At 62.3% G+C, this 20,994-nt stretch carries 20 protein-coding genes; 17 read left to right on the top strand and 3 right to left on the bottom strand.

Annotated elements, in window-relative coordinates:
- Positions 1-126: 126 nt before the first annotated feature.
- The 8 genes from F7R20_RS18060 (at position 127) to F7R20_RS18010 (ending at position 8,534) form a co-directional block, all read left to right on the top strand.
- Positions 127-1,197 carry an NAD(P)H-dependent flavin oxidoreductase gene (locus F7R20_RS18060; protein ID WP_003203019.1) on the top strand — a complete coding sequence of 357 codons (1,071 nt, stop codon included), beginning with the start codon at positions 127-129 and terminating at the stop codon, positions 1,195-1,197.
- A gap of 1,879 nt (positions 1,198-3,076) precedes the next feature.
- Entirely contained in the window at positions 3,077-3,829 is a 753-nt protein-coding gene (gene modA, locus F7R20_RS18040; protein ID WP_003203021.1) for a molybdate ABC transporter substrate-binding protein, read from the top strand.
- Positions 3,830-4,510 (top strand): molybdate ABC transporter permease subunit, encoded by a 681-nt coding sequence (modB, locus tag F7R20_RS18035; protein ID WP_003203023.1) that lies wholly within the window; start codon positions 3,830-3,832, stop codon positions 4,508-4,510.
- Positions 4,511-4,513: 3 nt separating this feature from the next.
- Entirely contained in the window at positions 4,514-5,593 is a 1,080-nt protein-coding gene (gene modC / locus F7R20_RS18030) for a molybdenum ABC transporter ATP-binding protein (RefSeq protein ID WP_003203025.1), read from the top strand.
- 286 nt (positions 5,594-5,879) lie between these two features.
- Positions 5,880-6,935 (top strand): DNA topoisomerase IB, encoded by a 1,056-nt coding sequence (locus tag F7R20_RS18025; protein ID WP_003203027.1) that lies wholly within the window; start codon positions 5,880-5,882, stop codon positions 6,933-6,935.
- Between the two features lie 118 nt (positions 6,936-7,053).
- A complete protein-coding gene (locus F7R20_RS18020; protein WP_003203029.1) occupies positions 7,054-7,617 on the top strand; it encodes an ATP-dependent Clp protease proteolytic subunit in 564 nt (187 codons plus the stop codon).
- A gap of 125 nt (positions 7,618-7,742) precedes the next feature.
- Positions 7,743-7,922: a con-10 family general stress protein gene (locus tag F7R20_RS18015; protein WP_003203031.1), complete on the top strand. Its 180-nt coding sequence runs from the start codon at positions 7,743-7,745 to the stop codon at positions 7,920-7,922.
- Positions 7,923-8,063: 141 nt separating this feature from the next.
- Positions 8,064-8,534, top strand: a complete 471-nt coding sequence (locus F7R20_RS18010; protein ID WP_003203033.1) for an arsenate reductase ArsC — start codon at positions 8,064-8,066, stop codon at positions 8,532-8,534.
- Positions 8,535-8,538: 4 nt separating this feature from the next.
- Here the strand turns inward: F7R20_RS18010 and F7R20_RS18005 are convergent, their stop codons facing one another.
- Positions 8,539-9,072 carry a DUF3087 family protein gene (locus F7R20_RS18005; protein ID WP_003203035.1) on the bottom strand — a complete coding sequence of 178 codons (534 nt, stop codon included), beginning with the start codon at positions 9,070-9,072 and terminating at the stop codon, positions 8,539-8,541.
- A gap of 217 nt (positions 9,073-9,289) precedes the next feature.
- On the opposite strand from F7R20_RS18005, the gene ppnN reads away from it, so the two are divergent.
- Positions 9,290-10,663: a nucleotide 5'-monophosphate nucleosidase PpnN gene (gene ppnN / locus F7R20_RS18000; RefSeq protein WP_003203037.1), complete on the top strand. Its 1,374-nt coding sequence runs from the start codon at positions 9,290-9,292 to the stop codon at positions 10,661-10,663.
- Positions 10,664-10,826: 163 nt separating this feature from the next.
- On the opposite strand, the gene F7R20_RS17995 is transcribed toward ppnN, so the two are convergent.
- Together F7R20_RS17995 and F7R20_RS17990 are read right to left on the bottom strand one after the other, a co-directional pair.
- Complete coding sequence (locus tag F7R20_RS17995; RefSeq protein WP_003203038.1) at positions 10,827-11,486, bottom strand: HAD family hydrolase; 660 nt, start codon at positions 11,484-11,486, stop codon at positions 10,827-10,829.
- A gap of 222 nt (positions 11,487-11,708) precedes the next feature.
- Positions 11,709-13,055, bottom strand: coding sequence for an MATE family efflux transporter (locus tag F7R20_RS17990; protein ID WP_003203040.1), 1,347 nt, complete (start codon positions 13,053-13,055; stop codon positions 11,709-11,711).
- Between the two features lie 194 nt (positions 13,056-13,249).
- Between F7R20_RS17990 and F7R20_RS17985 the strand changes: the two genes are divergently transcribed.
- Genes F7R20_RS17985 through cheD form a run of 8 tightly spaced genes read left to right on the top strand, consistent with a single transcriptional unit; the run spans position 13,250 to position 20,992 of the window.
- On the top strand, positions 13,250-14,575 hold the full coding sequence (locus F7R20_RS17985) for a methyl-accepting chemotaxis protein (protein WP_394351215.1): 1,326 nt from the start codon (positions 13,250-13,252) through the stop codon (positions 14,573-14,575).
- A gap of 11 nt (positions 14,576-14,586) precedes the next feature.
- Complete coding sequence (locus tag F7R20_RS17980) at positions 14,587-14,955, top strand: response regulator (RefSeq protein ID WP_003203044.1); 369 nt, start codon at positions 14,587-14,589, stop codon at positions 14,953-14,955.
- Between the two features lie 15 nt (positions 14,956-14,970).
- On the top strand, positions 14,971-15,255 hold the full coding sequence (locus F7R20_RS17975; protein WP_003203046.1) for an STAS domain-containing protein: 285 nt from the start codon (positions 14,971-14,973) through the stop codon (positions 15,253-15,255).
- Positions 15,256-15,294: 39 nt separating this feature from the next.
- Complete coding sequence (locus tag F7R20_RS17970; protein ID WP_003203048.1) at positions 15,295-17,397, top strand: chemotaxis protein CheA; 2,103 nt, start codon at positions 15,295-15,297, stop codon at positions 17,395-17,397.
- Positions 17,398-17,430: 33 nt separating this feature from the next.
- The gene (locus F7R20_RS17965; RefSeq protein ID WP_003203049.1) at positions 17,431-19,089 is read left to right on the top strand and encodes a methyl-accepting chemotaxis protein; all 1,659 of its coding nucleotides are present in this window, start codon (positions 17,431-17,433) and stop codon (positions 19,087-19,089) included.
- Positions 19,090-19,128: 39 nt separating this feature from the next.
- Positions 19,129-19,665, top strand: a complete 537-nt coding sequence (locus tag F7R20_RS17960; protein WP_003203051.1) for a chemotaxis protein CheW — start codon at positions 19,129-19,131, stop codon at positions 19,663-19,665.
- Positions 19,662-20,498, top strand: coding sequence for a CheR family methyltransferase (locus F7R20_RS17955; protein WP_003203053.1), 837 nt, complete (start codon positions 19,662-19,664; stop codon positions 20,496-20,498). Before F7R20_RS17960 ends, F7R20_RS17955 begins: the two co-directional genes overlap by 4 nt.
- The gene (cheD, locus tag F7R20_RS17950; protein ID WP_003203055.1) at positions 20,495-20,992 is read left to right on the top strand and encodes a chemoreceptor glutamine deamidase CheD; all 498 of its coding nucleotides are present in this window, start codon (positions 20,495-20,497) and stop codon (positions 20,990-20,992) included. Before F7R20_RS17955 ends, cheD begins: the two co-directional genes overlap by 4 nt.
- Positions 20,993-20,994: the final 2 nt, after the last annotated feature.

Raw genomic sequence — 20,994 nt, 5'->3', positions numbered from 1 at the left:
AAGCCCGCATGGTAACCCTCCCGCCGTCGGGATCAAGTTGCAACGCTCGATTGAAAAACTCGACTGGCCCTCGCCGGCCCACACCTGCTAAAACCGCTGTTTCCTTCTGCCGTCGGAGACCCGCACATGAGCCAGTGGCCAGACACTCGCATTCTTGACCTGCTCGGTATCGAGCTGCCCATCATCCAGGGGCCGCTGGCCGGGGTGACCGGGCCGGCCATGGTGGTCGCGACGAGCAATGCCGGCGGGCTGGGTTCGATGCCGGCGGCGATGCTCGATGTCGAGCAACTGCGCCAGGCGCTGACGACCATCGGCGAGCAGACCGACAAACCGTTCAATGTGAATTTTTTCTGTCACCAGCCGCCGGCCTTTGACGAACAGCGAGCCGAGGCCTGGAAGCAACGGCTCAAGCCGTATTATCAGGAACTGGGCGTCGACTTCGACGCGCCGACCCCGGTGTCCAACCGCACGCCGTTCGACGATGCCGCCTGCCGGGTGCTGGAAGAGATGCGTCCCAAAGTTGTCAGTTTCCATTTCGGCCTGCCGGAAAAATCCTTGCTGGATCGGGTGAAGGCCACTGGCGCGAAAATCCTTTCCTCGGCCACCACCGTCGAGGAAGCCATCTGGCTTGAACAGCATGGTTGCGACGCGATCATTGCCATGGGTTACGAAGCCGGTGGTCATCGCGGAATGTTCCTCAGCGACGACCTCAACACCCAAGTCGGGCTGTTTGCCTTGCTGCCGCAGGTGGTGGATGCAGTGAAGGTGCCGGTGATCGCTGCCGGCGGCATTGGCGATGCGCGGGGAATCGTCGCGGCATTCGCCCTGGGTGCCTCGGCGGTGCAACTGGGCAGCGCCTACCTGTTCACCCCCGAGGCGAAGATCAGCGCGTCGCATCACCGGGCGTTGCGCACGGCCAAGGAAAGCCAGACGGCTGTCACCAACCTGTTCACTGGTCGCCCGGCCCGAGGCATCGTCAACCGGGTGATGCGCGAAGTGGGCCCGATGAGCCCACTGGCCCCGGCTTTTCCCTTGGCGGGTGGTGCATTGATGCCGTTGCGCGCCAAGGGTGAAGCAGACTTCAGTAACCTCTGGGCCGGCCAGGCCTTCCCTCTGGGCCGCGAGCTGTCGACGGCCGAGCTGACTCGGCGGCTGGCCGAGGAGGCGTTGGCCCGGCTCCACAGGGCGGATGCCTGATCGAACGCCATCGCGAGCAAGCTCGCTCCCACAGGGGATTGGGGGCAACCGGCACATCCAGGCACACCACCGGACCTGTGGGAGCCGAGCTTGCTCGCGATGGCGGTAGCACATTCAAAATGGATGCTAGCTGATCCACCGTCTTCGCGAGCAAGCTTGGCTCCCACAGGGGATTGGGGGCAACCGGCACATCCAGGCACACCATCGGACCTGTGGGAGCCGAGCTTGCTCGCGATGGCGGTAGCACATTCAAAATGGATGCAAGCTGACCCACCGTCTTCGCGAGCAAGCTTGGCTCCCACAGGGGATTGGGGGCAACCGGCACATCCGGGTACACCACCGGACCTGTGGGAGCCGAGCTTGCTCGCGATGGCGGTAGCACATTCAAAATGGATGCAAGCTGACCCACCGTCTTCGCGAGCAAGCCCGCTCCCACTGGGGATTGGGGGCAACCGGCACATCCAGGCACACCACCGGACCTGTGGGAGCCGAGCTTGCTCGCGATGGCGGTAGCACATTCAAAATGGATGCAAGCTGACCCACCGTCTTCGCGAGCAGGCTCGCTCCCACAGGGGATTGGGGGCAACCGGCACATCCGGGTACACCACCGGACCTGTGGGAGCCGAGCTTGCTCGCGATGGCGGTAGCACATTCAAAATGGATGCTAGCTGACCCACCGTCTTCGCGAGCAGGCTCGCTCCCACAGGGGGTTGGGGGCAACCGGCACATCCGTGTACACCACCGGACCTGTGGGAGCCGAGCTTGCTCGCGATGGCGGTAGCACATTCAAAATGGATGCAAGCTGACCCACCGTCTTCGCGAGCAAGCCCGCTCCCACTGGGATTGGGGGCAACCGGCACATCCAGGCACACCACCGGACCTGTGGGAGCCGAGCTTGCTCGCGATGGCGGTAGCACATTCAAAATGGATGCAAGCTGACCCACCGTCTTCGCGAGCAGGCTCGCTCCCACAGGGGATTGGGGGCAACCGGCACATCCGGGTACACCACCGGACCTGTGGGAGCCGAGCTTGCTCGCGATGGCGGTAGCACATTCAAAATGGATGCTAGCTGACCCACCGTCTTCGCGAGCAGGCTCGCTCCCACAGGGGGTTGGGGGCAACCGGCACATCCGTGTACACCACCGGACCTGTGGGAGCCGAGCTTGCTCGCGATGGCGGTAGCACATTCAAAATGGATGCAAGCTGACCCACCGTCTTCGCGAGCAAGCCCGCTCCCACTGGGATTGGGGGCAACCGGCACATCCAGGCACACCACCGGACCTGTGGGAGCCGAGCTTGCTCGCGATGGCGGTAGCACATTCAAAATGGATGCAAGCTGACCCACCGTCTTCGCGAGCAGGCTCGCTCCCACAGGGGATTGGGGGCAACCGGCACATCCAGGCACACCACCGGACCTGTGGGAGCTGAGCTTGCTCGCGATGGCGGTAGCACATTCAAAATGGATGCTAGCTGACCCACCGTCTTCGCGAGCAAGCTTGGCTCCCACAGGGGATTGGGGGCAACCGGCACATCCAGGCACATCATCGGACCTGTGGGAGCTGAGCTTGCTCGCGATGGCGGTAGCACATTCAAAATGGATGCAAGCTGACCCACCGTCTTCGCGAGCAAGCTTGGCTCCCACAGGGGATTGGGGGCAACCGGCACATCCAGGCACACCACCGGACCTGTGGGAGCCGAGCTTGCTCGCGATGGCGGTAGCGCATTCAAAATGGATGCAAGCTGACCCACCGTCTTCGCGAGCAGGCTTGGCTCCCACACCCTTGCACCTCACTCCCCGGGCGAAATGCCGCGTTCCGTTTGTCGGTCATTCGCTATATATTCCGGTATATAGCGAACCTGACCCCACGGAGCCTCATCCATGCCTCTCACCCGCTTCGCGCCGTTGCTGCTGACCACGTTCTTTGCCATTGGCGCCGCCCAGGCCGCTGAGGTGCAGGTGGCAGTCGCTTCCAATTTCACCGCGCCGATCCAGGCCATCGCCGCCGACTTCGAAAAAGACACCGGACACAAACTGGTGGCGGCTTACGGGGCCACCGGGCAGTTCTACACCCAGATCAAGAACGGCGCGCCATTCGAAGTCTTCCTCGCCGCCGACGACACCACCCCGGCCAAGCTCGAAAGCGAAGGTGACACCGTCAAGGGCTCGCGCTTCACCTACGCGGTCGGTACCCTGGCGCTGTGGTCGGCCAAGGACGGTTATGTCGACAGCCAGGGCCAGGTGCTCAAGCACAACGATTTCCAACACCTGTCCATCGCCAACCCGAAAGCCGCGCCCTACGGCCTGGCCGCGACCCAGGTGCTGGACAAGCTCGGCTTGACCGCGCAGGTGAAAAGCAAGCTCGTCGAAGGCCAGAACATCACCCAGGCCTATCAGTTCGTCTCCACCGGTAACGCCGAACTCGGCTTCGTCGCCTTGTCCCAGGTGTACAAGGACGGCAAAGTGACGGGCGGCTCGGCATGGATCGTCCCGGCCGAACTGCACGACCCGATCAAACAGGACGCGGTGATCCTCAACAAGGGCCGGGACAACCCCGCTGCCGTGGCCCTGGTGGATTACCTCAAGGGCCCGAAAGCCGCCGCCATCATCCAAACCTACGGTTACCAACGCTAAATGCCACTGACCAGCGCCGACTATGCCGCCATCTGGCTGACCCTGAAACTGGCGTCATTGACCACGGTGATCCTGCTGCTCATCGGCACGCCCATCGCATTGTGGCTGTCGCGCACCCGCTCCTGGCTGCGCGGGCCGGTGGGTGCGGTGGTCGCGTTGCCGTTGGTGCTGCCGCCCACGGTGATCGGCTTCTACCTGTTGCTGGCGTTGGGGCCGAACGGCTGGATCGGCCAGCTCACCCAAGCTCTCGGGCTAGGCACCCTCACCTTCAGTTTCACCGGGTTGGTAATCGGCTCGGTGATCTATTCCATGCCGTTTGTGGTGCAGCCGTTGCAGAACGCCTTTGCCGCCATCGGCAGTCGCCCGCTGGAAGTCGCCGCCACCCTGCGAGCCGGGCCTTGGGATACGTTTTTCAGCGTCATCCTGCCCCTGGCCCGCCCCGGCTTCATCACTGCGGCGATTCTTGGCTTTGCCCACACCGTCGGCGAATTCGGCGTGGTGCTGATGATCGGCGGCAACATCCCGGAGAAAACCCGGGTGGTGTCAGTGCAGATCTACGACCATGTCGAAGCCTTGGAATACGCCCAGGCCCACTGGCTCGCGGCGGCAATGCTGGTGTTTTCATTCCTGGTGCTGCTGGCGCTGTACTCCAGCCGCCGAACCCGTGCCGGTTGGAGCTGATCGATGATTCACGCGCGTTTGCAGCTCGACCACGGGGCTTTTTCCCTGGACCTGGATGTGCAACTGCCCGGCCGTGGCGTGACCGCTCTGTATGGGCCGTCCGGTTCCGGCAAAACCACCTGCCTGCGTTGCATCGCCGGGTTGGAGCGGCCGGCCCGGGGTTTTATCGAGGTCAACGGCCAAGTCTGGCAAGACAGTGAGCACGCTGTGTTCGTGCCGCCCCATAAACGGTCGGTGGGGTATGTGTTCCAGGAGGCGAGCCTGTTCGCCCATCTGTCGGTGCGGGCCAACCTGGCGTTCGGCCTCAAGCGCATCGCGCCGGCACAACGGCGGGTGGACATGCAACAGGCGACCGAACTGCTGGGCATCGGGCACTTGCTCGATCGGCAGCCGCACAACCTGTCCGGCGGCGAGCGCCAGCGGGTGGGTATCGCCCGCGCCTTGCTGACCAGCCCGCAACTGCTGTTGATGGATGAGCCGCTGGCGGCCCTCGATAGCCGGCGCAAAAACGAAATCCTGCCGTACCTGCAACGGCTCCACGATGAGCTGGACATCCCGGTGCTGTATGTCAGCCATTCCCAGGATGAAGTGGCGCGCCTGGCCGATCACATCGTGCTGCTCGACGGCGGTCGCGCGCTGGCCAGTGGGCCGATCGGCGAAACCCTGGCCCGGCTCGACCTGCCATTGGCCCTGGGGGATGATGCAGGCGTGGTGATCGAGGGCAAGGTCAGCGGGTACGACCCGGCTTATCAATTGCTGACCCTGAATCTGCCCGACAGCCAACTGAACGTACGCGTGGCCCACACCTCCCTGGCCCTCGGCCAGCCGCTGCGCTTCAAGGTCCAGGCCCGGGACGTCAGCCTCAGCCTGGCGAACGATGCCCAGACCAGCATCCTCAATCGCCTGCCAGTCACCGTGGTCAGCGAACAGGCCGCCGACAACGCCGCCCACGTGCTGATCCGCCTGGAAGCCGCCGGCACCCCGCTGCTGGCGCGTATCACCCGCTATTCGCGCGATCAGCTGAAATTGCATCCAGGGCAGGTGTTGTGGGCGCAGATCAAGGCGGTGGCGGTGTTGGCGTAGGGTCCGAAACCAGCGGATCACACTGTGGGAGCTTGTGGGAGCAAGGCTTGCCCGCGATGCAAGCACCTCGGTGTAGCTGATAGACCGAGGCGATGCTATCGCGGGCAAGCCTTGCTCCCACAGGTTTGCTCCTGCTGGTTTGCTCCTGCTGGTTTACTCCTGCTGGTTTACTCCTGCTGGTTTGCTCCCACAGGTTTTGCGGCAACCTTAGAATCTTGGCACGACGGCAACAGCCTGCGGTCAATGAATTCACAGGCCACCGGATTCGCTGCCAAGGACTCTTTTCATGCCCGATACCCTGCCGCCGGATGCACTGCCGGCCGACCTGCATTATGTCGATGACACGGCCCCGGGCATCACCCGTAAAAAGCAGCGGGGCAAATTCTGTTATTTCGACCCGCAGGGCCAGCGCATCACCGACGCAGCCGAGATTCAGCGCATCAATGCCCTGGCGGTGCCGCCGGCCTACACCGATGTCTGGATCTGCACCGACCCGCGCGGCCATCTCCAGGCCACCGGGCGCGATGCCCGCGGGCGCAAGCAGTACCGCTACCATGCGCGCTGGCGTGAGGTCCGTGATGCGGACAAGTACTCGCGCATGCTGGAATTCGGACGGGCCCTGCCGCGCTTGCGCAAACGCCTGGAGGAAATCCTCGCCACGCCGGGGTTCAGCCGCGACAAAGTCATGGCCACGGTCATCACCCTGCTGGACGTGACCCTGATCCGCGTCGGCAACAGCCAATACGCCCGGGACAATCGCTCCTACGGCCTGACGACCCTGCGCGACAAACATGTCGAGATCAACGGCAGCGCCATCGCCTTCCAGTTCCGTGGCAAGAGCGGCATCGAGCACCAGATCACCGTAAAGGATCGGCGCCTGGCGCGGATCATCAAGCGTTGCCAGGAGATCCCCGGGCAGAACCTGTTCCAGTACCTGGACGAACACGGCGAGCGCCACGCCATCAGTTCTTCGGACATCAACGCCTACCTCAAGACCCTCACTGGCGCTGACTTCACCGCCAAGGACTACCGCACCTGGGCCGGCAGCGCAGCCGCTCTGGCCGGGTTGCGGACGCTGCGCTGGGAAACCGAGAGCGAGGCCAAAAGACACGTCGCCGAGATGGTCAGGCAAGTCGCCCGACAGCTGGGCAACACGCCGACCGTCTGTCGCAAGTGCTACATTCATCCTGCGGTGGTGGAAGGTTTCCTGCTCGGTGCCCTGACCCAGTTGCCCAAACCCCGGGCACGCAAAGGCCTCAGCGAAGAAGAAGCCGGGCTGACGCTGTTTCTGCAGCGCATGACGCAAGCCGCCCAGAAATGCGAACAGCAGCAACCGGCTTGATGCGCTCACCAGCAGCCAGCCACGGATGAGGAACATCCGCAGACCGCTGGACTCCCAACTGTACGGCACAGCCGATCCGCAGGCACTTCAAAAAGGGTGAAGTCGACAGGAGTTTCAGATGTCCGAACACATTGTCCATTTTCATTGCCAGATCGATCAGGGAACCACCGAACGCTTTCGCGATAACTGCCTGGAGGCCATTGAGAAAGGCGCCGACTCGCTGATGCTCAATCTCTCCACAGTCGGTGGCAGTACCAACTTCGGTTTCACCCTCTACACCTTCATCAAGTCCCTTCCGGTACCGGTACGTGCGGTGAACGCCGGCAACATCGAGTCGATGGGCATCGTCATGTACCTGGCCGCCAGCGACCGCACCACCACCCCGCATTCGCGTTTCCTGATTCATCCGATGAACTGGTATTTCGGCCAGAAATCCGTGGACCACTCACGCTTGCGCGAGTACCTGTCCAGCCTGGACAACGACGTGGCGCGCTACGTGGAAATCTACGTCAAGGAAACCGCTGGCGCGGCGACGCAGTTGGATATCTTCAAATGCCTGTGCGCCGAAGAGCGGGTGATCCCGGCGGAAAACTCCCTGGCTTTCGGCATTGCCCATCGGGTCGAGCAAGTGATTTTCCCCACGGATGCCAAGCATTGGAAAGTCAGCGGTGGCGAGGATTAGAAGTGAAGACTGAGGGCTGACCATTCGTCGCCAGCAAGCGGTTTTTTTTAAACTTCCCTCAGCCATTTTCTTTCCCAACTAATGCGAGGCACGTTGCTCGCTCAACCAAAATGAGGATTCTCGAAATGGCCAGTAGCGGAAACAAAAACCCAGGCAACTTCGCCAATGATCGTGAAAAAGCATCGGAAGCCGGCAAGAAAGGCGGACAAGCGTCGGGCGGCAACGTTGCCAACGATCGGCAAAAAGGCACTGGAGCCGGTAACAAAGGTAGCGAACGCAGCCAAGGCGGCGGCAGAAAATCGTAACCACCCAAATCGTTGGGGCGCAGACGTACTGCGCCCCGGCGCTATCCGCTCTTCCCCTCGCCACAAATACGAAATTCCATATATTCGATTGTCCGCATATACTCCGGCGCAGCCCAACCTTGCGCTTATCGGAGCCGATCGATGAAAGTCCTCTTCATGTGCACAGCCAACAGTTGCCGCAGCATTCTCAGCGAAGCGATGTTCAACCATCTGGCCCCAGCCGGGTTCGAGGCCGTCAGCGCCGGCAGTTTCCCCAAGGGCCACGTGCTCCCGCGCAGCCTGAGCACCTTGCAAGAAGCCGGTATCAGCGTCCAAGGCTTGCGCAGCAAGGGTTACGACGCGCTCGAGGGCAGCCCGCCGGACATCGTCATCACCGTGTGCGACAGCGCCGCTCGCGATGCTTGCCCGGTGTACTTCGGCCCCGCCATCAAGGCCCACTGGGGCCTGGTCGATCCATCGACCGTCAGAGGCAACGACGATCAGATCGGCCAAGCCTACCATTCCACCCTGGATCGTATCGAAACCCGCTGCCGGGCGTTTTTCGCCCTGCCCTTCGACCAGCTCGATGCCCAGGCCCTGAAAGCCGAGCTCGACCGCATCGGCACCCTCTGACCGATCAACCTGCGCGATAGGCCTGCTTCACCGTCTCGATCCAGCTCGGGTCCAGACGCGATTGTTCGGGGTCCAGGCCCAGCGCCTGCATCTTCGCCAGGTGCGCCTCGGCCTCTCGCGCCAGGGAGCCCTGGGCGCTGGAGTTGGCGTCCAGCTGATGCATCTGGGCCAGTCCCAGGTGATAGAAGCGCAGCAGTTTCATGGCGGTGGGGTCCTGGGCCTGCACCCCGGCGGTCACCTGGTGCATCACGTTGGTGATTTTCATCAGGCTGCGCTTGAGCTGCCAACCGTACACGGCGGCGGCCATCCACGGCTGCGACCAGAAATACAGGCGCATCAGCGCAGCCATCGCCAGCACCGCGACAATCACTCCGCCGAGATTGAAACGAAAGTTATCGCCTCCGGGCGTGCCCAGCAGCATCACGGCCAGGCTGGATAGCAGCATCGCCAGGGCCAGGAACACCACCGCGATGATCAGGGTGCTGCGGCGAGTCTGCTTGCGGTACGTGTCGCCATCCCACGGTTTGATCTCGAACATCGCGGTGCAATTTCCTTGTACGGCATCAAAAGAGTCACGCATTATCGCCTGCCCGGTCGATTTAGCTATGCTGGAGCTCATTTTGTAGCGCAACCGACTCGCCGGGTCCGGACCAAAGTCCATGGCGATAGCGCAAGGATCGTGCGATCTTTCTGCGTGGACGTTTTTTTCAAGATGCCGTCGTTGTGTGCATGGCATCGTTTTCAAGGAAAGCTGAATGACTCAAAGACATGTAATCAACGCCTCGGTAAGCCCCAAGGGCAGCCTGGAGACCTTGTCCCAGCGCGAAGTCCAGCAACTGAGCGAAGCCGGTTCCGGCAGTATCTATACCCTCTTCCGCCAGTGCGCCCTGGCCATCCTCAACACCGGCGCCCATGTTGATAACGCCAAGACCATCCTGGAAGCCTACAAGGACTTCGAGATCCGTATTCACCAGCAGGACCGGGGCGTGCGCCTGGAGCTGCTGAACGCGCCGGCCGACGCCTTCGTCGACGGCGAAATGATCGCCAGCACCCGGGAAATGCTGTTCAGCGCCCTGCGCGACATCGTCTACACCGAGAACGAGCTGGACAGCCAGCGCATCGACCTCAGCTCGTCCCAGGGCATCAGCGACTACGTGTTCCATCTGCTGCGCAACGCCCGCACCTTGCGTCCAGGCGTGGAGCCGAAAATCGTCGTGTGCTGGGGCGGTCACTCGATCAACACCGAAGAATACAAATACACCAAGAAGGTCGGCCACGAACTGGGCCTGCGCAGCCTGGACATCTGCACCGGTTGCGGCCCTGGCGTGATGAAAGGCCCGATGAAAGGCGCCACCATTGCCCATGCCAAGCAGCGTATCCATGGCGGTCGCTACCTGGGCCTGACGGAACCGGGCATCATCGCCGCCGAGGCGCCGAACCCGATCGTCAATGAGCTGGTGATCCTGCCGGACATCGAGAAACGCCTCGAGGCTTTCGTGCGTGTCGGTCACGGCATCATCATCTTCCCGGGCGGCGCCGGTACGGCGGAAGAGTTCCTGTACCTGCTGGGGATCCTGATGCACCCGGCCAACCAGGACCTGCCGTTCCCGGTGGTTCTCACCGGGCCGAAAAGCGCCGCGCCGTACCTCGATCAGTTGCATGCGTTTGTCGGTGCAACCCTGGGTGAGGAGGCGCAGAAGCACTATCAGATCATCATCGACGACCCGGCCGAAGTGGCACGGCAGATGACCCAAGGGCTCAAGGAGGTCAAGCAGTTCCGCCGCGAGCGCAACGACGCCTTCCACTTCAACTGGCTGCTGAAGATCGACGAGGGCTTCCAGCGCCCGTTCGACCCGACCCACGCCAACATGGCCAGCCTGGGCCTGAGCCGCGACCTGCCCGCCCACGAACTGGCCGCCAATCTGCGCCGGGCGTTCTCGGGGATCGTGGCCGGTAACGTCAAGGACAAGGGCATCCGCCTGATCGAAGAACACGGCCCGTACGAAATCCACGGCGACGCCGCCATCATGGAACCCCTCGACCGCCTGCTCCAGGCCTTCGTCGCCCAGCACCGCATGAAACTGCCGGGCGGCGCGGCGTATGTGCCGTGCTATCGCGTGGTGACCTGACCGGTTCAAAGACCACAGCAGATCCAATGTGGGAGCAAAGCTTGCTCGCGATAGCGGTTTAAAGGCCCAACAGAGATATTGCCTGTGATGAGGCTATCGCGAGCAAGCTTTGCTCCCACAGGCGCGCTCCCACAGGGGATTGTGTGGTTAGGGGATTGTGTGATTACTGAATCCGCATCAGCCCGGCTTCATCCACCTCAATACCAAGCCCAAGGTAATCCTTGATCTGCGGATGAAGGGTGACCACCGGGTGCGTATGCGTCGCCGTTACCACCAGCACATCCGCCTCGGCCGCCTCGCCTGCCCGGATGCCCGCCTCGGCGTCTTCAAAGACCAGGCATTCTTGCGGTGCCACTTGCAAGCGTTCGGCCGCCAGGCGATAGCAGGCTGGGTTGGGCTTGCCATCGCTGACGTCTTCGGCCGTGACCATGACCAAAGGACGTGGAATTCCGGCGGCTTCCATACGGCGCAAGGCCAATGCCATCGGCGCTGAGGTGACGATTGCCCAGCGCTCTGGCGGCAGGCTGTTCAGAAAGGCCTGCGCACCGGGCACCTGCACCACCCCTTCGACGTCTTCGATTTCCTCCCGGGTAATCTGCTCGGCCCCGGCCTGGGCATCCACCCCTGGCAGGTGCTGGCGGGCGATGGTGTCGATGGCGCGCACGCCATGGATCGTCGGCAGGAACGTCGCCACGTCCACGCCATGACGCACGGCCCAGCGCGTCCAGATCCGCTCGGCGGCGGCGATGGAGTTGAGCAATGTGCCGTCCATGTCGAACAGGAAGGCGCGATAGGCAATGTGGGTGGGGAGACTGGCAGACATCGGATCCTCGGTGGCGGCGTGGCGGGTGATGGCCACTGTAACATCGCCAGAACCCAATCCTCTGTGGAAGCGAGCCTGTGGGAGCAAAGCTTGCTCGCGATAGCGGTTTTAAAGCCAACAGGGGCGTTGTATGTGATGAGGTCATCGCGAGCAAGCTTTGCTCCCACAGGCTGACCCACTGCTGACCCAAAGAGGATTTGTGTTGTGTCAGAAAGCTCTGTTCTACACCAGCCGCTCGATCGGCTGATGCTGCCACACCCGTTTGTAGTACAGCGTCTGCAACAGCAGCATACTCAAGTAGGCCACCGGGAACGCCATCCACACCCCTTGCAGCCCGAAGTGAGCGTCCAGCAGATACGCCGCTGGCACTTGCACGGCGACGATGCAGAAGATCGAGATGGCGACCGGCACCAGCACCGTGCCGCTGGCGCGCATGATGCCGCCGACGATCGCCTGGAAGCCGAACACCAACAGGCTCCAGAGCATGATGTGCAGCAGGTGTTCGGCCTGGACCCGTGCCGCCGGGTCGGTGATGAACAACCCCAGCAGCCAGTGGGACAACAGATAGCCCAGGACCACCAGCCCACCCGTAAGCCAGAGGTTGATCAACAGCCCCGTGCGCAGGATCGGTCCCAGGCGCTCCAGGCGTCCGGCACCGATGGCCTGGGCGCCGAGGATCGAGGCGGTGATGGCGATCGACAGCGCCGGAAACTGCACGTAGTTGACGATCTGCGTCACCGCGCCATAGGCCGCCGTGGCCTGGGAACCATGGCTATTGACCAGCGTCAGGATGACCAACTCCGACAACGAGATCACCACCATCTGCAACCCTGTGGGCAAGCCAATGCGCAGCACTTTGCCAAGGATCTCCGTGTCCAGGCGCATCGCCGCGAACAACGCCCGGTCCGGTGCCAGGGCATGCTCGCGACGGTTCAGGCGCCATGCCAGCATGGCCATGGCCGAGGCCGTCCCCACCAACCCCGCCAGCGCCGCGCTCTGGATGCCCATCGGCGGCAACCCCAGCCAACCACGAATCAATACGGGCGTAAGCAGCAGCCCGACACTGGTGGAGATCAGCAGCGCCAGCATCGGTGACACCGTATCGCTCACCCCGCGCAGCAGTTGAGTGAACAGCACAAATACCAGCAACATCGGCAGGATCCACATCATGACCCGGGCATAGGAAACGGCATCCTCCAGCACATCGGCCGGCGTGCCGAGCCCCTGCAACGCCTGACGCGCAAAAACACTGCCGAGCACCGCCGCCGTCAGGCCGATGATCGCCCCCAGCAACAACGTCGAACCGGCAATCGCCTTCACCGTGCCGGTTTCTCCGGCACCGTAGGCCTGCCCGATCAACACCCCCGCCCCCGCCCCGAGGCCAATCACCAATGCGATAAAGAAAAACACGATGGGAAACATGCCCGACACCGCAGCCAAGGCCTGGGTACCGAGCATCTGGCCGATGTAGATGCTGTTGAACGTGCCAGACATGGACTGCAGGAAGTTGGACAGGACCATGGGGGCCAGGAACAGAAGATAGGTTTTCCAGAGGGGCTGGGTGGGCATGGGGGCTCTGATGGCAGGTTCGAAATCCAATGCGGGGTAATTTAGCGCAATCCATTCAGTCTGTTTCAGAAGAATCAACCGGAGAGCACTCTTGAGGGTTCTATGTTGCGGCTTATACCTTCGTCGGGTGCATTCGACATTTCACAGACAGCGTCTAATCTGAAGTAGCACAGTGCCACGTACTGTGTAGGCCAATGCCTATGCAATACCGGTATCGGACAGCCGGTCTTAAAGTCCGAGTAGAGGTCGCAGATAACCAGTTATTCGCAAATAACCTGTTAGAAACTCTGTTCAAGGACCGAACCATGACGTCGTACCCACACGGTCATTCCTTCGCCCAACCACCTCGCATCCTCTGGAACACAGTGCTCGTCGCTTTTGTTGCTGCCGTTGGCGTCTTACTGCTCAACGGTCCAAGTGTTCAAAACATCATCCTGGCTGTTGCCCTCCTGGCCGTTGGCGTCGGTGCTGGCGTATGGGGTGCGCGTTCGCAACGTCAGCAGTTCGACCGCGCCATCGCCGCCGCCATGGCCCGCCACGACCTGCAAGCCAGCGAGCACCTGGCCCATAAAACCAGCGAGCAACTCAACGAAGTCATTCTTGGTGCGATGCCGATCTGGGCCAAGCAGGTCGAAAGCTCCAGGCAGCAGACCGAAACCGCAATCGTCTCGCTGACCAGCCGCTTTACCGGCATTTCTTCGCGCCTGGAAGAGACCGTGCAAGCCTCGCAACTGGCCGCCGGTGAGTTGGCCGGCAGCAGCAGTGGCGGTGCCGTACAGGTGCTGGCCCAGAGCGAAAGTGAACTGGTCAAGGTCATCGATTCCCTGAAGGCCACCCAGGCCAGCCGCGATGAAACCCTTGCCCAGGTGCGCAACCTGACGGCCTATACCGGCGAGCTGCGGACCATGGCCGCCGATGTCGCGGCGATTGCCGCACAGACCAACCTGCTGGCCCTCAACGCCGCCATCGAAGCCGCCCGTGCCGGCGAGGCCGGGCGTGGGTTTGCCGTGGTGGCCGACGCCGTGCGCAGTCTCTCGAGCAAATCCAGCGAGACCGGCCAGCAGATGTCGGCCAAGGTCGACATCATCAACAACGCCATCACCCAACTGGTGCATGCCGCGTCCAGCGGCGCGGACCAGGACAGCCATTCGGTCAGTGCCTCCGAGCAAAGCATCCAGCAGGTGCTGGAGCGCTTCAAGAGTGTCACCGGCAGCTTGGCCGACTCGGCCGACATGCTGCAGCGCGAGAGCTTCGGCATCCGCGATGAACTCACCGAGGTGCTGGTCAGCCTGCAATTCCAGGATCGGGTCAGCCAGATCCTCAGCCACGTGCGCGACAACATCGAGGACCTGCATGTGCACATGCAGCAGGCCAGCCAGTCGCCCGAACAGGCTGTTTCCATCGACGCCCGTCAATGGCTGGCGCGCATGGAAACCACTTACGCCACCGACGAGCAACGCCGTAATCACCACGGCGACTCGGGCGCGCAACAGACTTCACAGGAAATTACCTTCTTTTAGGAGCGCCGTTCATGGCTAAAAGTGTATTGGTTGTCGACGACTCCGCGAGCGTTCGACAGGTGGTCGGCATCGCGTTGAAAAGTGCCGGCTATGACGTGATCGAAGCCAGCGATGGCAAGGACGCGCTGGGCAAGCTCAATGGCCAGAAAGTGCACCTGATCATCAGTGACGTGAACATGCCCAACATGGACGGCATCACCTTCGTCAAGGAGGTCAAGAAGCTGGCCAGCTACAAGTTCACGCCGATCATCATGCTCACCACCGAATCCCAGGAATCGAAGAAGCAGGAAGGCCAGGCCGCCGGAGCCAAGGCCTGGGTGGTCAAGCCGTTCCAGCCGGCGCAGATGCTGGCGGCGGTATCCAAGCTGATTCTTCCTTGATAGCCGGAGGCTCCCATGCCGTGGCAATACGAGACACACGATGACACCGCCCAGGTGCACATCGACGGCGAGCTGACGATCTACACCGCCGCCGACCTGGCCGCGCAATGGTTGCCGCACCTGGGCGCAACACCGCGAATGGCCCTCGATCTGTCGCAGATCACCGAGATGGACGGCGCCGGCCTGCAACTGCTGCTGATGGTACAGCGCGAGGCCGCCAAGGCCGGCACCCAACTGACATTGACGGGCCAAAGCAAGGCCGTCACGGAAACACTTGCCCTGTGCAACCTGGTTGCCTAGGGCTGTTGCAATACGTCGGACACGACAAAGGATATGAGCGTGAGCATCAATCTCGATCAGGCACAACAGACCTTCATCGTCGAGGCACGGGAACAGTTGCAGGCGATGGAAGAGTCGCTGCTGCAACTGGAAACCGACCCCGGCGACGATGACGCCATTGGCGCGATCTTCCGGGCGGCGCACACGATCAAGGGCTCGGCCGGGCTGTTCGGCCTGGAACCGATCGTCAGCTTCACCCATATCGTCGAAGACGTGCTCGATCGCCTGCGCAATGGCAGCGTCGAGGTGGACGCCGGCCTGATCGCGGTGCTGCTCAAGTCCAGCGATCACATGCTGGAACTGATCAACGTGGCCGCCAACCAGGGCGGAGCGCTGCCGCCACCGGCCCTGCAGCGGGAAGTGGAGCTGTGCCAGATCCTGCAGGAGTACCAGGCGCCCTCGCCCGCTGCGGCCCCGACATCTACCCCTGAAATCAACACCAGCGAACCCGGCGAAACGCGCCTCTGGCACATCTCCCTGCGCTTCGGCCAGGACGTGTTCCGCAACGGCATGGACCCGCTGTCGTTCCTGCGCTATCTGCAAACCCTGGGTGAAATCGTCGACCTCACCACCTTGACCGACGCCCTGCCCGCCGCCGATGCCTGGGACGCCGAATCCTGCTACCTGGGCTTCGACATCGAGTTTCGCTCGGCCGCCAGCCACGGCGCGATCAACGAAGTATTCGACTTCGTCCGGGAAGACTGCGTGATCGAGATCGTTGCCCTGGATAACGACATCGCCCCCCAGGCCAACACCGGCCTGGTTGCCACGTCGCCGGAACAGGTCGAGGAAAACACCGCCCTGGTCACCACCGGCGAGTTGTTGTCCGACCAACGCAAGACGCCGCGCGTGCCTGCCCAGATCGCCAGCGACAAACAAGCGGTGACCAGCGACAGCAAGGCCAAGGACGGCACCTACGTGCGGGTCAATGCCGACAAGCTCGACGAACTGATCAACCTGGTGGGCGAACTGGTCATCGCCAGCGCCGGTGCCAGCCTGCTGGCCCGCACCTGCAACAACGATCCGTTGCAGGAATCCACCTCGACGGTGTCGTCACTGGTGGAGGAAATCCTCGACGGCGCCCTGCGCCTGCGCATGATCCCCATCGGCGAAACCTTCAACCGCTTCCGTCGGGTGGTGCGCGATGTCAGCCAGGAACTGGGCAAGGACATCGACCTGATCATCAGCGGTGCGGAGACCGAGCTGGACAAGACCGTGGTGGAAAAAATCGGCGACCCGCTCATGCACTTGCTGCGCAACGCCATGGACCACGGCATTGAAACCGCCGAGGCGCGCCTGGCCGCTGGCAAACCAGCCAAGGGGCACCTGCACCTCAACGCCTATCACGACTCGGGCAGCATCGTGCTGGAAATCGCCGACGACGGCGCCGGCCTGAACCGCGACCGGATCCTGGAAAAAGCCCAGGAACGTGGCCTGGTAACACCGGGCGCGAGCCCGACCGACCAGGAAATCTACAACCTGATTTTCGAACCTGGCTTCTCCACCGCCCAGGCCGTGACCAACCTTTCGGGGCGTGGCGTGGGCATGGACGTGGTCAAGCGCAACATCACCCTGCTGCGCGGCACCGTCGACCTGGACAGCCAGCCTGGCAAGGGCACCGTGGTCCGTATCCGCCTGCCGCTGACCCTGGCAATCATCAATGGTTTTCTGGTGGGCATCGGTCAATCGACCTATGTCATTCCGCTGGACATGGTCCAGGAATGCATCGAGCTGAGCGAAGACGATGGGCTCGCCAGCCGCGAACAAGGCTACCTCGACCTGCGCGGCGAGGTGCTGCCGCTGGTCTACCTGCGCGATCACTTCAGCCACGAAGGCCCGGCCGCGCGCCGGCAGAACGTGGTGGTGGTGCGCTACGCCGAACTCAAGGCCGGGCTGGTGGTGGATGACTTGCTGGGTGAATTCCAGACCGTGATCAAGCCGCTGGGCAAGCTGTTTGGTGCCCTTCGCGGCATCAGTGGCTCGACCATCCTGGGCAGTGGCGCCGTGGCGTTGATTCTCGACGTACCGGCGCTGCTCACCCAGATCGCCCAAGTGGAAAACCGCTACACACCGACTCAATTCCAACAAGCCAACGCTCGCTGACGCTTTAGCAATTCCATGGAGAGGTACTTCCCAATGAAATGGTTCTACGATCTTAGAATCGCCACCAAACTGATCACTTCATTTCTTGTGGTGCTGGCACTGACAGCCGTCATGGGTGTGTTCGCGATCATCCAACTGGGCGAAGTAAACAGCACCACGGTCGAGATCCGGGAAAACTGGATGCCGTCCATGCGTGCCGCCTCGGGCATGCGTTTCTACGGAGCGAACTATCGCCTCAAGGAAAACCGTCACATTACCGCCGACTCCGAACAGGAACGCGTGACTGTCGAGCAAGAAGCGGAAGAAGCCAGGAAGGGTTTTGAAACACGCCTGGCGACCTATGAAAAATTGCTCTCCAATGCAGAAGACCGTCAACTGTTCGAAACCACCCGCAATGACTGGACCGCTTACCTCGCCGTGAGCAAGGACCTGTTTGCACTGTCCCGGCAAAACCTGACCGAGCAAGCCCACGCACTGCTCAAGGGCGAGTCCAAACGTCAATTCGATCTGGTGACCACTGATCTGCAAAAAATGGTGGAGCTCAATGATGTCGGAGCCGGCAAGGCCAGCGAGCGTGGCGCAGCGCTGTTTGAAAAATCGCGCCTGTCGATCATTGCCGTGCTGATTGCCGCCCTGCTGGTGGGCCTGGGCCTGGCGCTGTTCATCTCGCGCATCATCTCCCGCCCATTGAAACAGGCCGCGGCCGTCGCCGAACAATTGGCCGAAGGCAACTTGAACGCAAAAATCGAGGGCGGGTCCAAGGACGAAACCGGCATGGTGCTCAACGCCATGCAGAACATGGTGGGCAAGCTCTCGCACATCATCGGTGAAGTGCGTAACGCGGCGGACAACCTGGCCAGCGCCTCCGAAGAAGTCAGCGCCACCGCGCAATCGATGAGCCAGGCCACCAGCGAGCAAGCGGCCAGCGTCGAAGAAACCAGTGCCTCCATCGAACAGATGAGCGCCAGCATCAACCAGAACACCGAGAACGCCAAGGTCACCGATGGCATGGCCAGCAAGGCTGCCAAGGAAGCCACCGACGGCGGCGAATCGGTGCAGCAGACCGTGGTGGCGATGAAGAAAATCGCCCAGCGCATCAGCATCATCGACGACATCGCCTACCAGACCAACCTGCTGGCGCTCAACGCCGCCATCGAGGCTGCCCGCGCCGGTGAACACGGCAAAGGCTTCGCGGTGGTCGCCGCCGAAGTGCGCAAGCTGGCCGAACGCAGCCAGGTGGCCGCCCAGGAAATCGGCGAGCTGTCGTCCAGCAGCGTCGACATGGCGGAAAAGGCCGGGAACCTGCTCAACGAGATGGTCCCTTCGATCAACAAGACCTCGGACCTGGTGCAGGAAATCAGCGCCGCCTCCGAAGAACAGGCCGCCGGTGTGGCGCAGATCAACACCGCCATGACCCAGCTCAACCAGGTGACCCAGCAAAACGCCTCCAGCAGCGAAGAACTGGCCGCCACCGCCGAGGAAATGAGCAGCCAGGCCGAGCAGCTACAACAGGCCATGAGCTTCTTCACCCTGGACACGCCGCCCAAATCCGCCGTCCAGGTCGCTCGGGTCGACAACACCCCCGGCCCGTCCAGCCGCAAACCGGCCCGGACTCAGGCACCGGTCATGCCCAAGGCGTTTGCCTACAACATGGCCAGCGCCCCGGACGAATCGGAATTCACCCGGTTCTGATGGCCCGGTTCCACTGGCTTGCTTAAAGGAGAAAAAGCAATGGGCGCCATCGCGACCACACGTCAAACCGCCATCGCGGTCGAGGAAGAAGCGCAATACCTGACGTTTATGCTCGGCACGGAGATGTTTGCCATCGGCATCCTGTGCATCAAGGAAATCATCGAGTACGGCAACCTGACCGTGGTGCCGATGATGCCGGCCTTCGTGCGCGGGGTGATCAACCTGCGTGGCGCGGTCGTGCCGGTGGTGGACCTGTCGGCCCGTTTCGGCCGGCCGAATTCGGCGATCAGTCGCCGCAGCTGCGTGGTGATCATCGAGGCGGCCAGCGCCGACGGCCAGGCCCAGGACATTGGCCTGTTGGTGGACACGGTATCGGCGGTGCTGGAAATCCCGGCCTCGCAGATCGAGCCGCCACCGAGTTTCGGCGCGAAGATCCGTGCCGATTTCATCAGCGGCATGGCCAAGGTCGATGGCAAGTTCGTCATCGTGCTGGAGGTGGACCGTGTGCTGTCCATCGACGAGATGTCCCTACTCGCAGAAGCCAGCCCGAGCGCGCTGGAAGTGGATGCCCCGTGAACGCCGATACCTGCAAGGAACGCACGCTGAACGCACAGGCGCTCACTGACCGAGAGTTCGGCCAGTTCCAATCCTGGCTGTACCAGGCCGCCGGCATCAGCCTGTCCGAGGCCAAGAAAGCCCTGGTGGCCGGGCGTTTGTTCAAGCGCCTCAAGCACTATGGCTTGGACAGTTACGGCGAGTATTTCAAGCTGATCATGAACGGTCAGCGCACCGATGAGCTGCAGGTGGCGCTGGATCTGTTGACGACCAACGAGACCTACTTTTTCCGCGAGCCCAAGCATTTCGACTTCCTGCGCCAGCACGTGCTGCCCCATGCGACACCGGGCAAGACCTTCCGCCTGTGGAGCGCGGCCAGTTCATCGGGGGAAGAGCCCTACAGCCTGGCCATGACCCTGGCCGAAGGATTGGGCACCACACCCTGGGAAGTCATCGGTTCGGACATCAGCAGCCAGGTGCTGGCCAAGGCGCGCGCCGGGCATTACCCGATGGAACGTGCCCGCACCCTGCCCCATCCGCTGCTGGTGAAATATTGCCTCAAGGGCACCGGCAGCCAGCAAGGCACGTTCCTCATCGACCGGGCATTGCGCAACCGGGTCAACTTTATCCAGGTCAACCTCAACGACACCTTGCCGGATCTGGGGGAGTTCGATGTGATCTTCCTGCGCAACGTCATGATCTATTTCGACCAACCCACCAAAAGCAAAGTGGTTGCCCGCTTGTTCCCCCGGCTCAAGCCCGGCGGGTATTTCATCATCAGCCACTCGGAAAGCCTCAACGGTGTGTCCGATGCATTGAAACTGGTGGCGCCATCGATTTACCGCAAACCATGAACGCCGCCATCAGGGAAGTGGCCGAGGTGTACCTGGCGCCTGGGGAGTTTCGCTTCGCCACCTGCCCGACCCGCCTGCGCACGATCCTCGGCTCTTGCGTGGCGATCACGCTGTGGCATCCGGAACGCAGGATCGGCGCCATGTGCCACTTCATGCTGCCCAGTCGGGTGCGCTGCTCCACCGCACTGAACGGCCTCTATGCCGACGAAGCCATCGAACTGTTCATCCACCAGGCCCGGGCCCACCACACCGAACCCGAGGACTACCAACTCAAGCTGTTCGGCGGCGGCGAGATGTTCCCCGAGCTGCAACGCCACGTGCCCTACGGCGATGTGGCGCGGCTGAACGTCAACGCCGCGCTGGAAATGGCCGCCCTCTATCGCCTCGACCTGATCGCCCAGGACATGGGCAGCACTGGCCACCGCAGCATCATCTTCGACCTTTGCAGCGGTGATGTGTGGGTCAGGCACCAACCTATAAGGACCCGGCACTGACT

This window comes from Pseudomonas brassicacearum subsp. brassicacearum, assembly GCF_008801605.1.
Lineage (GTDB): Bacteria > Pseudomonadota > Gammaproteobacteria > Pseudomonadales > Pseudomonadaceae > Aquipseudomonas > Aquipseudomonas brassicacearum.
The sequence above is the reverse complement of the archived record's forward strand: the minus strand, read 5'-3'. Positions and strand labels throughout refer to the sequence as shown.

Bases quoted from the DNA above. Each gene is read 5' to 3' on its own strand.
- F7R20_RS17985 (WP_394351215.1), top strand. From the start codon at position 13,250: ATGCCTATGCAATACCGGTATCGGACAGCCGGTCTTAAAGTCCGAGTA.
- F7R20_RS18060 (WP_003203019.1), top strand. From the start codon at position 127: ATGAGCCAGTGGCCAGACACTCGCATTCTTGACCTGCTCGGTATCGAG.
- F7R20_RS18025 (WP_003203027.1), top strand. From the start codon at position 5,880: ATGCCCGATACCCTGCCGCCGGATGCACTGCCGGCCGACCTGCATTAT.
- F7R20_RS17975 (WP_003203046.1), top strand. From the start codon at position 14,971: ATGCCGTGGCAATACGAGACACACGATGACACCGCCCAGGTGCACATC.
- F7R20_RS17995 (WP_003203038.1), bottom strand. From the start codon at position 11,486: ATGTCTGCCAGTCTCCCCACCCACATTGCCTATCGCGCCTTCCTGTTC.
- F7R20_RS18015 (WP_003203031.1), top strand. From the start codon at position 7,743: ATGGCCAGTAGCGGAAACAAAAACCCAGGCAACTTCGCCAATGATCGT.
- F7R20_RS18005 (WP_003203035.1), bottom strand. From the start codon at position 9,072: ATGTTCGAGATCAAACCGTGGGATGGCGACACGTACCGCAAGCAGACT.
- ppnN (WP_003203037.1), top strand. From the start codon at position 9,290: ATGACTCAAAGACATGTAATCAACGCCTCGGTAAGCCCCAAGGGCAGC.
- modC (WP_003203025.1), top strand. From the start codon at position 4,514: ATGATTCACGCGCGTTTGCAGCTCGACCACGGGGCTTTTTCCCTGGAC.
- modA (WP_003203021.1), top strand. From the start codon at position 3,077: ATGCCTCTCACCCGCTTCGCGCCGTTGCTGCTGACCACGTTCTTTGCC.
- F7R20_RS17990 (WP_003203040.1), bottom strand. From the start codon at position 13,055: ATGCCCACCCAGCCCCTCTGGAAAACCTATCTTCTGTTCCTGGCCCCC.
- F7R20_RS17965 (WP_003203049.1), top strand. From the start codon at position 17,431: ATGAAATGGTTCTACGATCTTAGAATCGCCACCAAACTGATCACTTCA.
- modB (WP_003203023.1), top strand. From the start codon at position 3,830: ATGCCACTGACCAGCGCCGACTATGCCGCCATCTGGCTGACCCTGAAA.
- F7R20_RS18010 (WP_003203033.1), top strand. From the start codon at position 8,064: ATGAAAGTCCTCTTCATGTGCACAGCCAACAGTTGCCGCAGCATTCTC.
- F7R20_RS18020 (WP_003203029.1), top strand. From the start codon at position 7,054: ATGTCCGAACACATTGTCCATTTTCATTGCCAGATCGATCAGGGAACC.
- F7R20_RS17980 (WP_003203044.1), top strand. From the start codon at position 14,587: ATGGCTAAAAGTGTATTGGTTGTCGACGACTCCGCGAGCGTTCGACAG.
- F7R20_RS17960 (WP_003203051.1), top strand. From the start codon at position 19,129: ATGGGCGCCATCGCGACCACACGTCAAACCGCCATCGCGGTCGAGGAA.
- cheD (WP_003203055.1), top strand. From the start codon at position 20,495: ATGAACGCCGCCATCAGGGAAGTGGCCGAGGTGTACCTGGCGCCTGGG.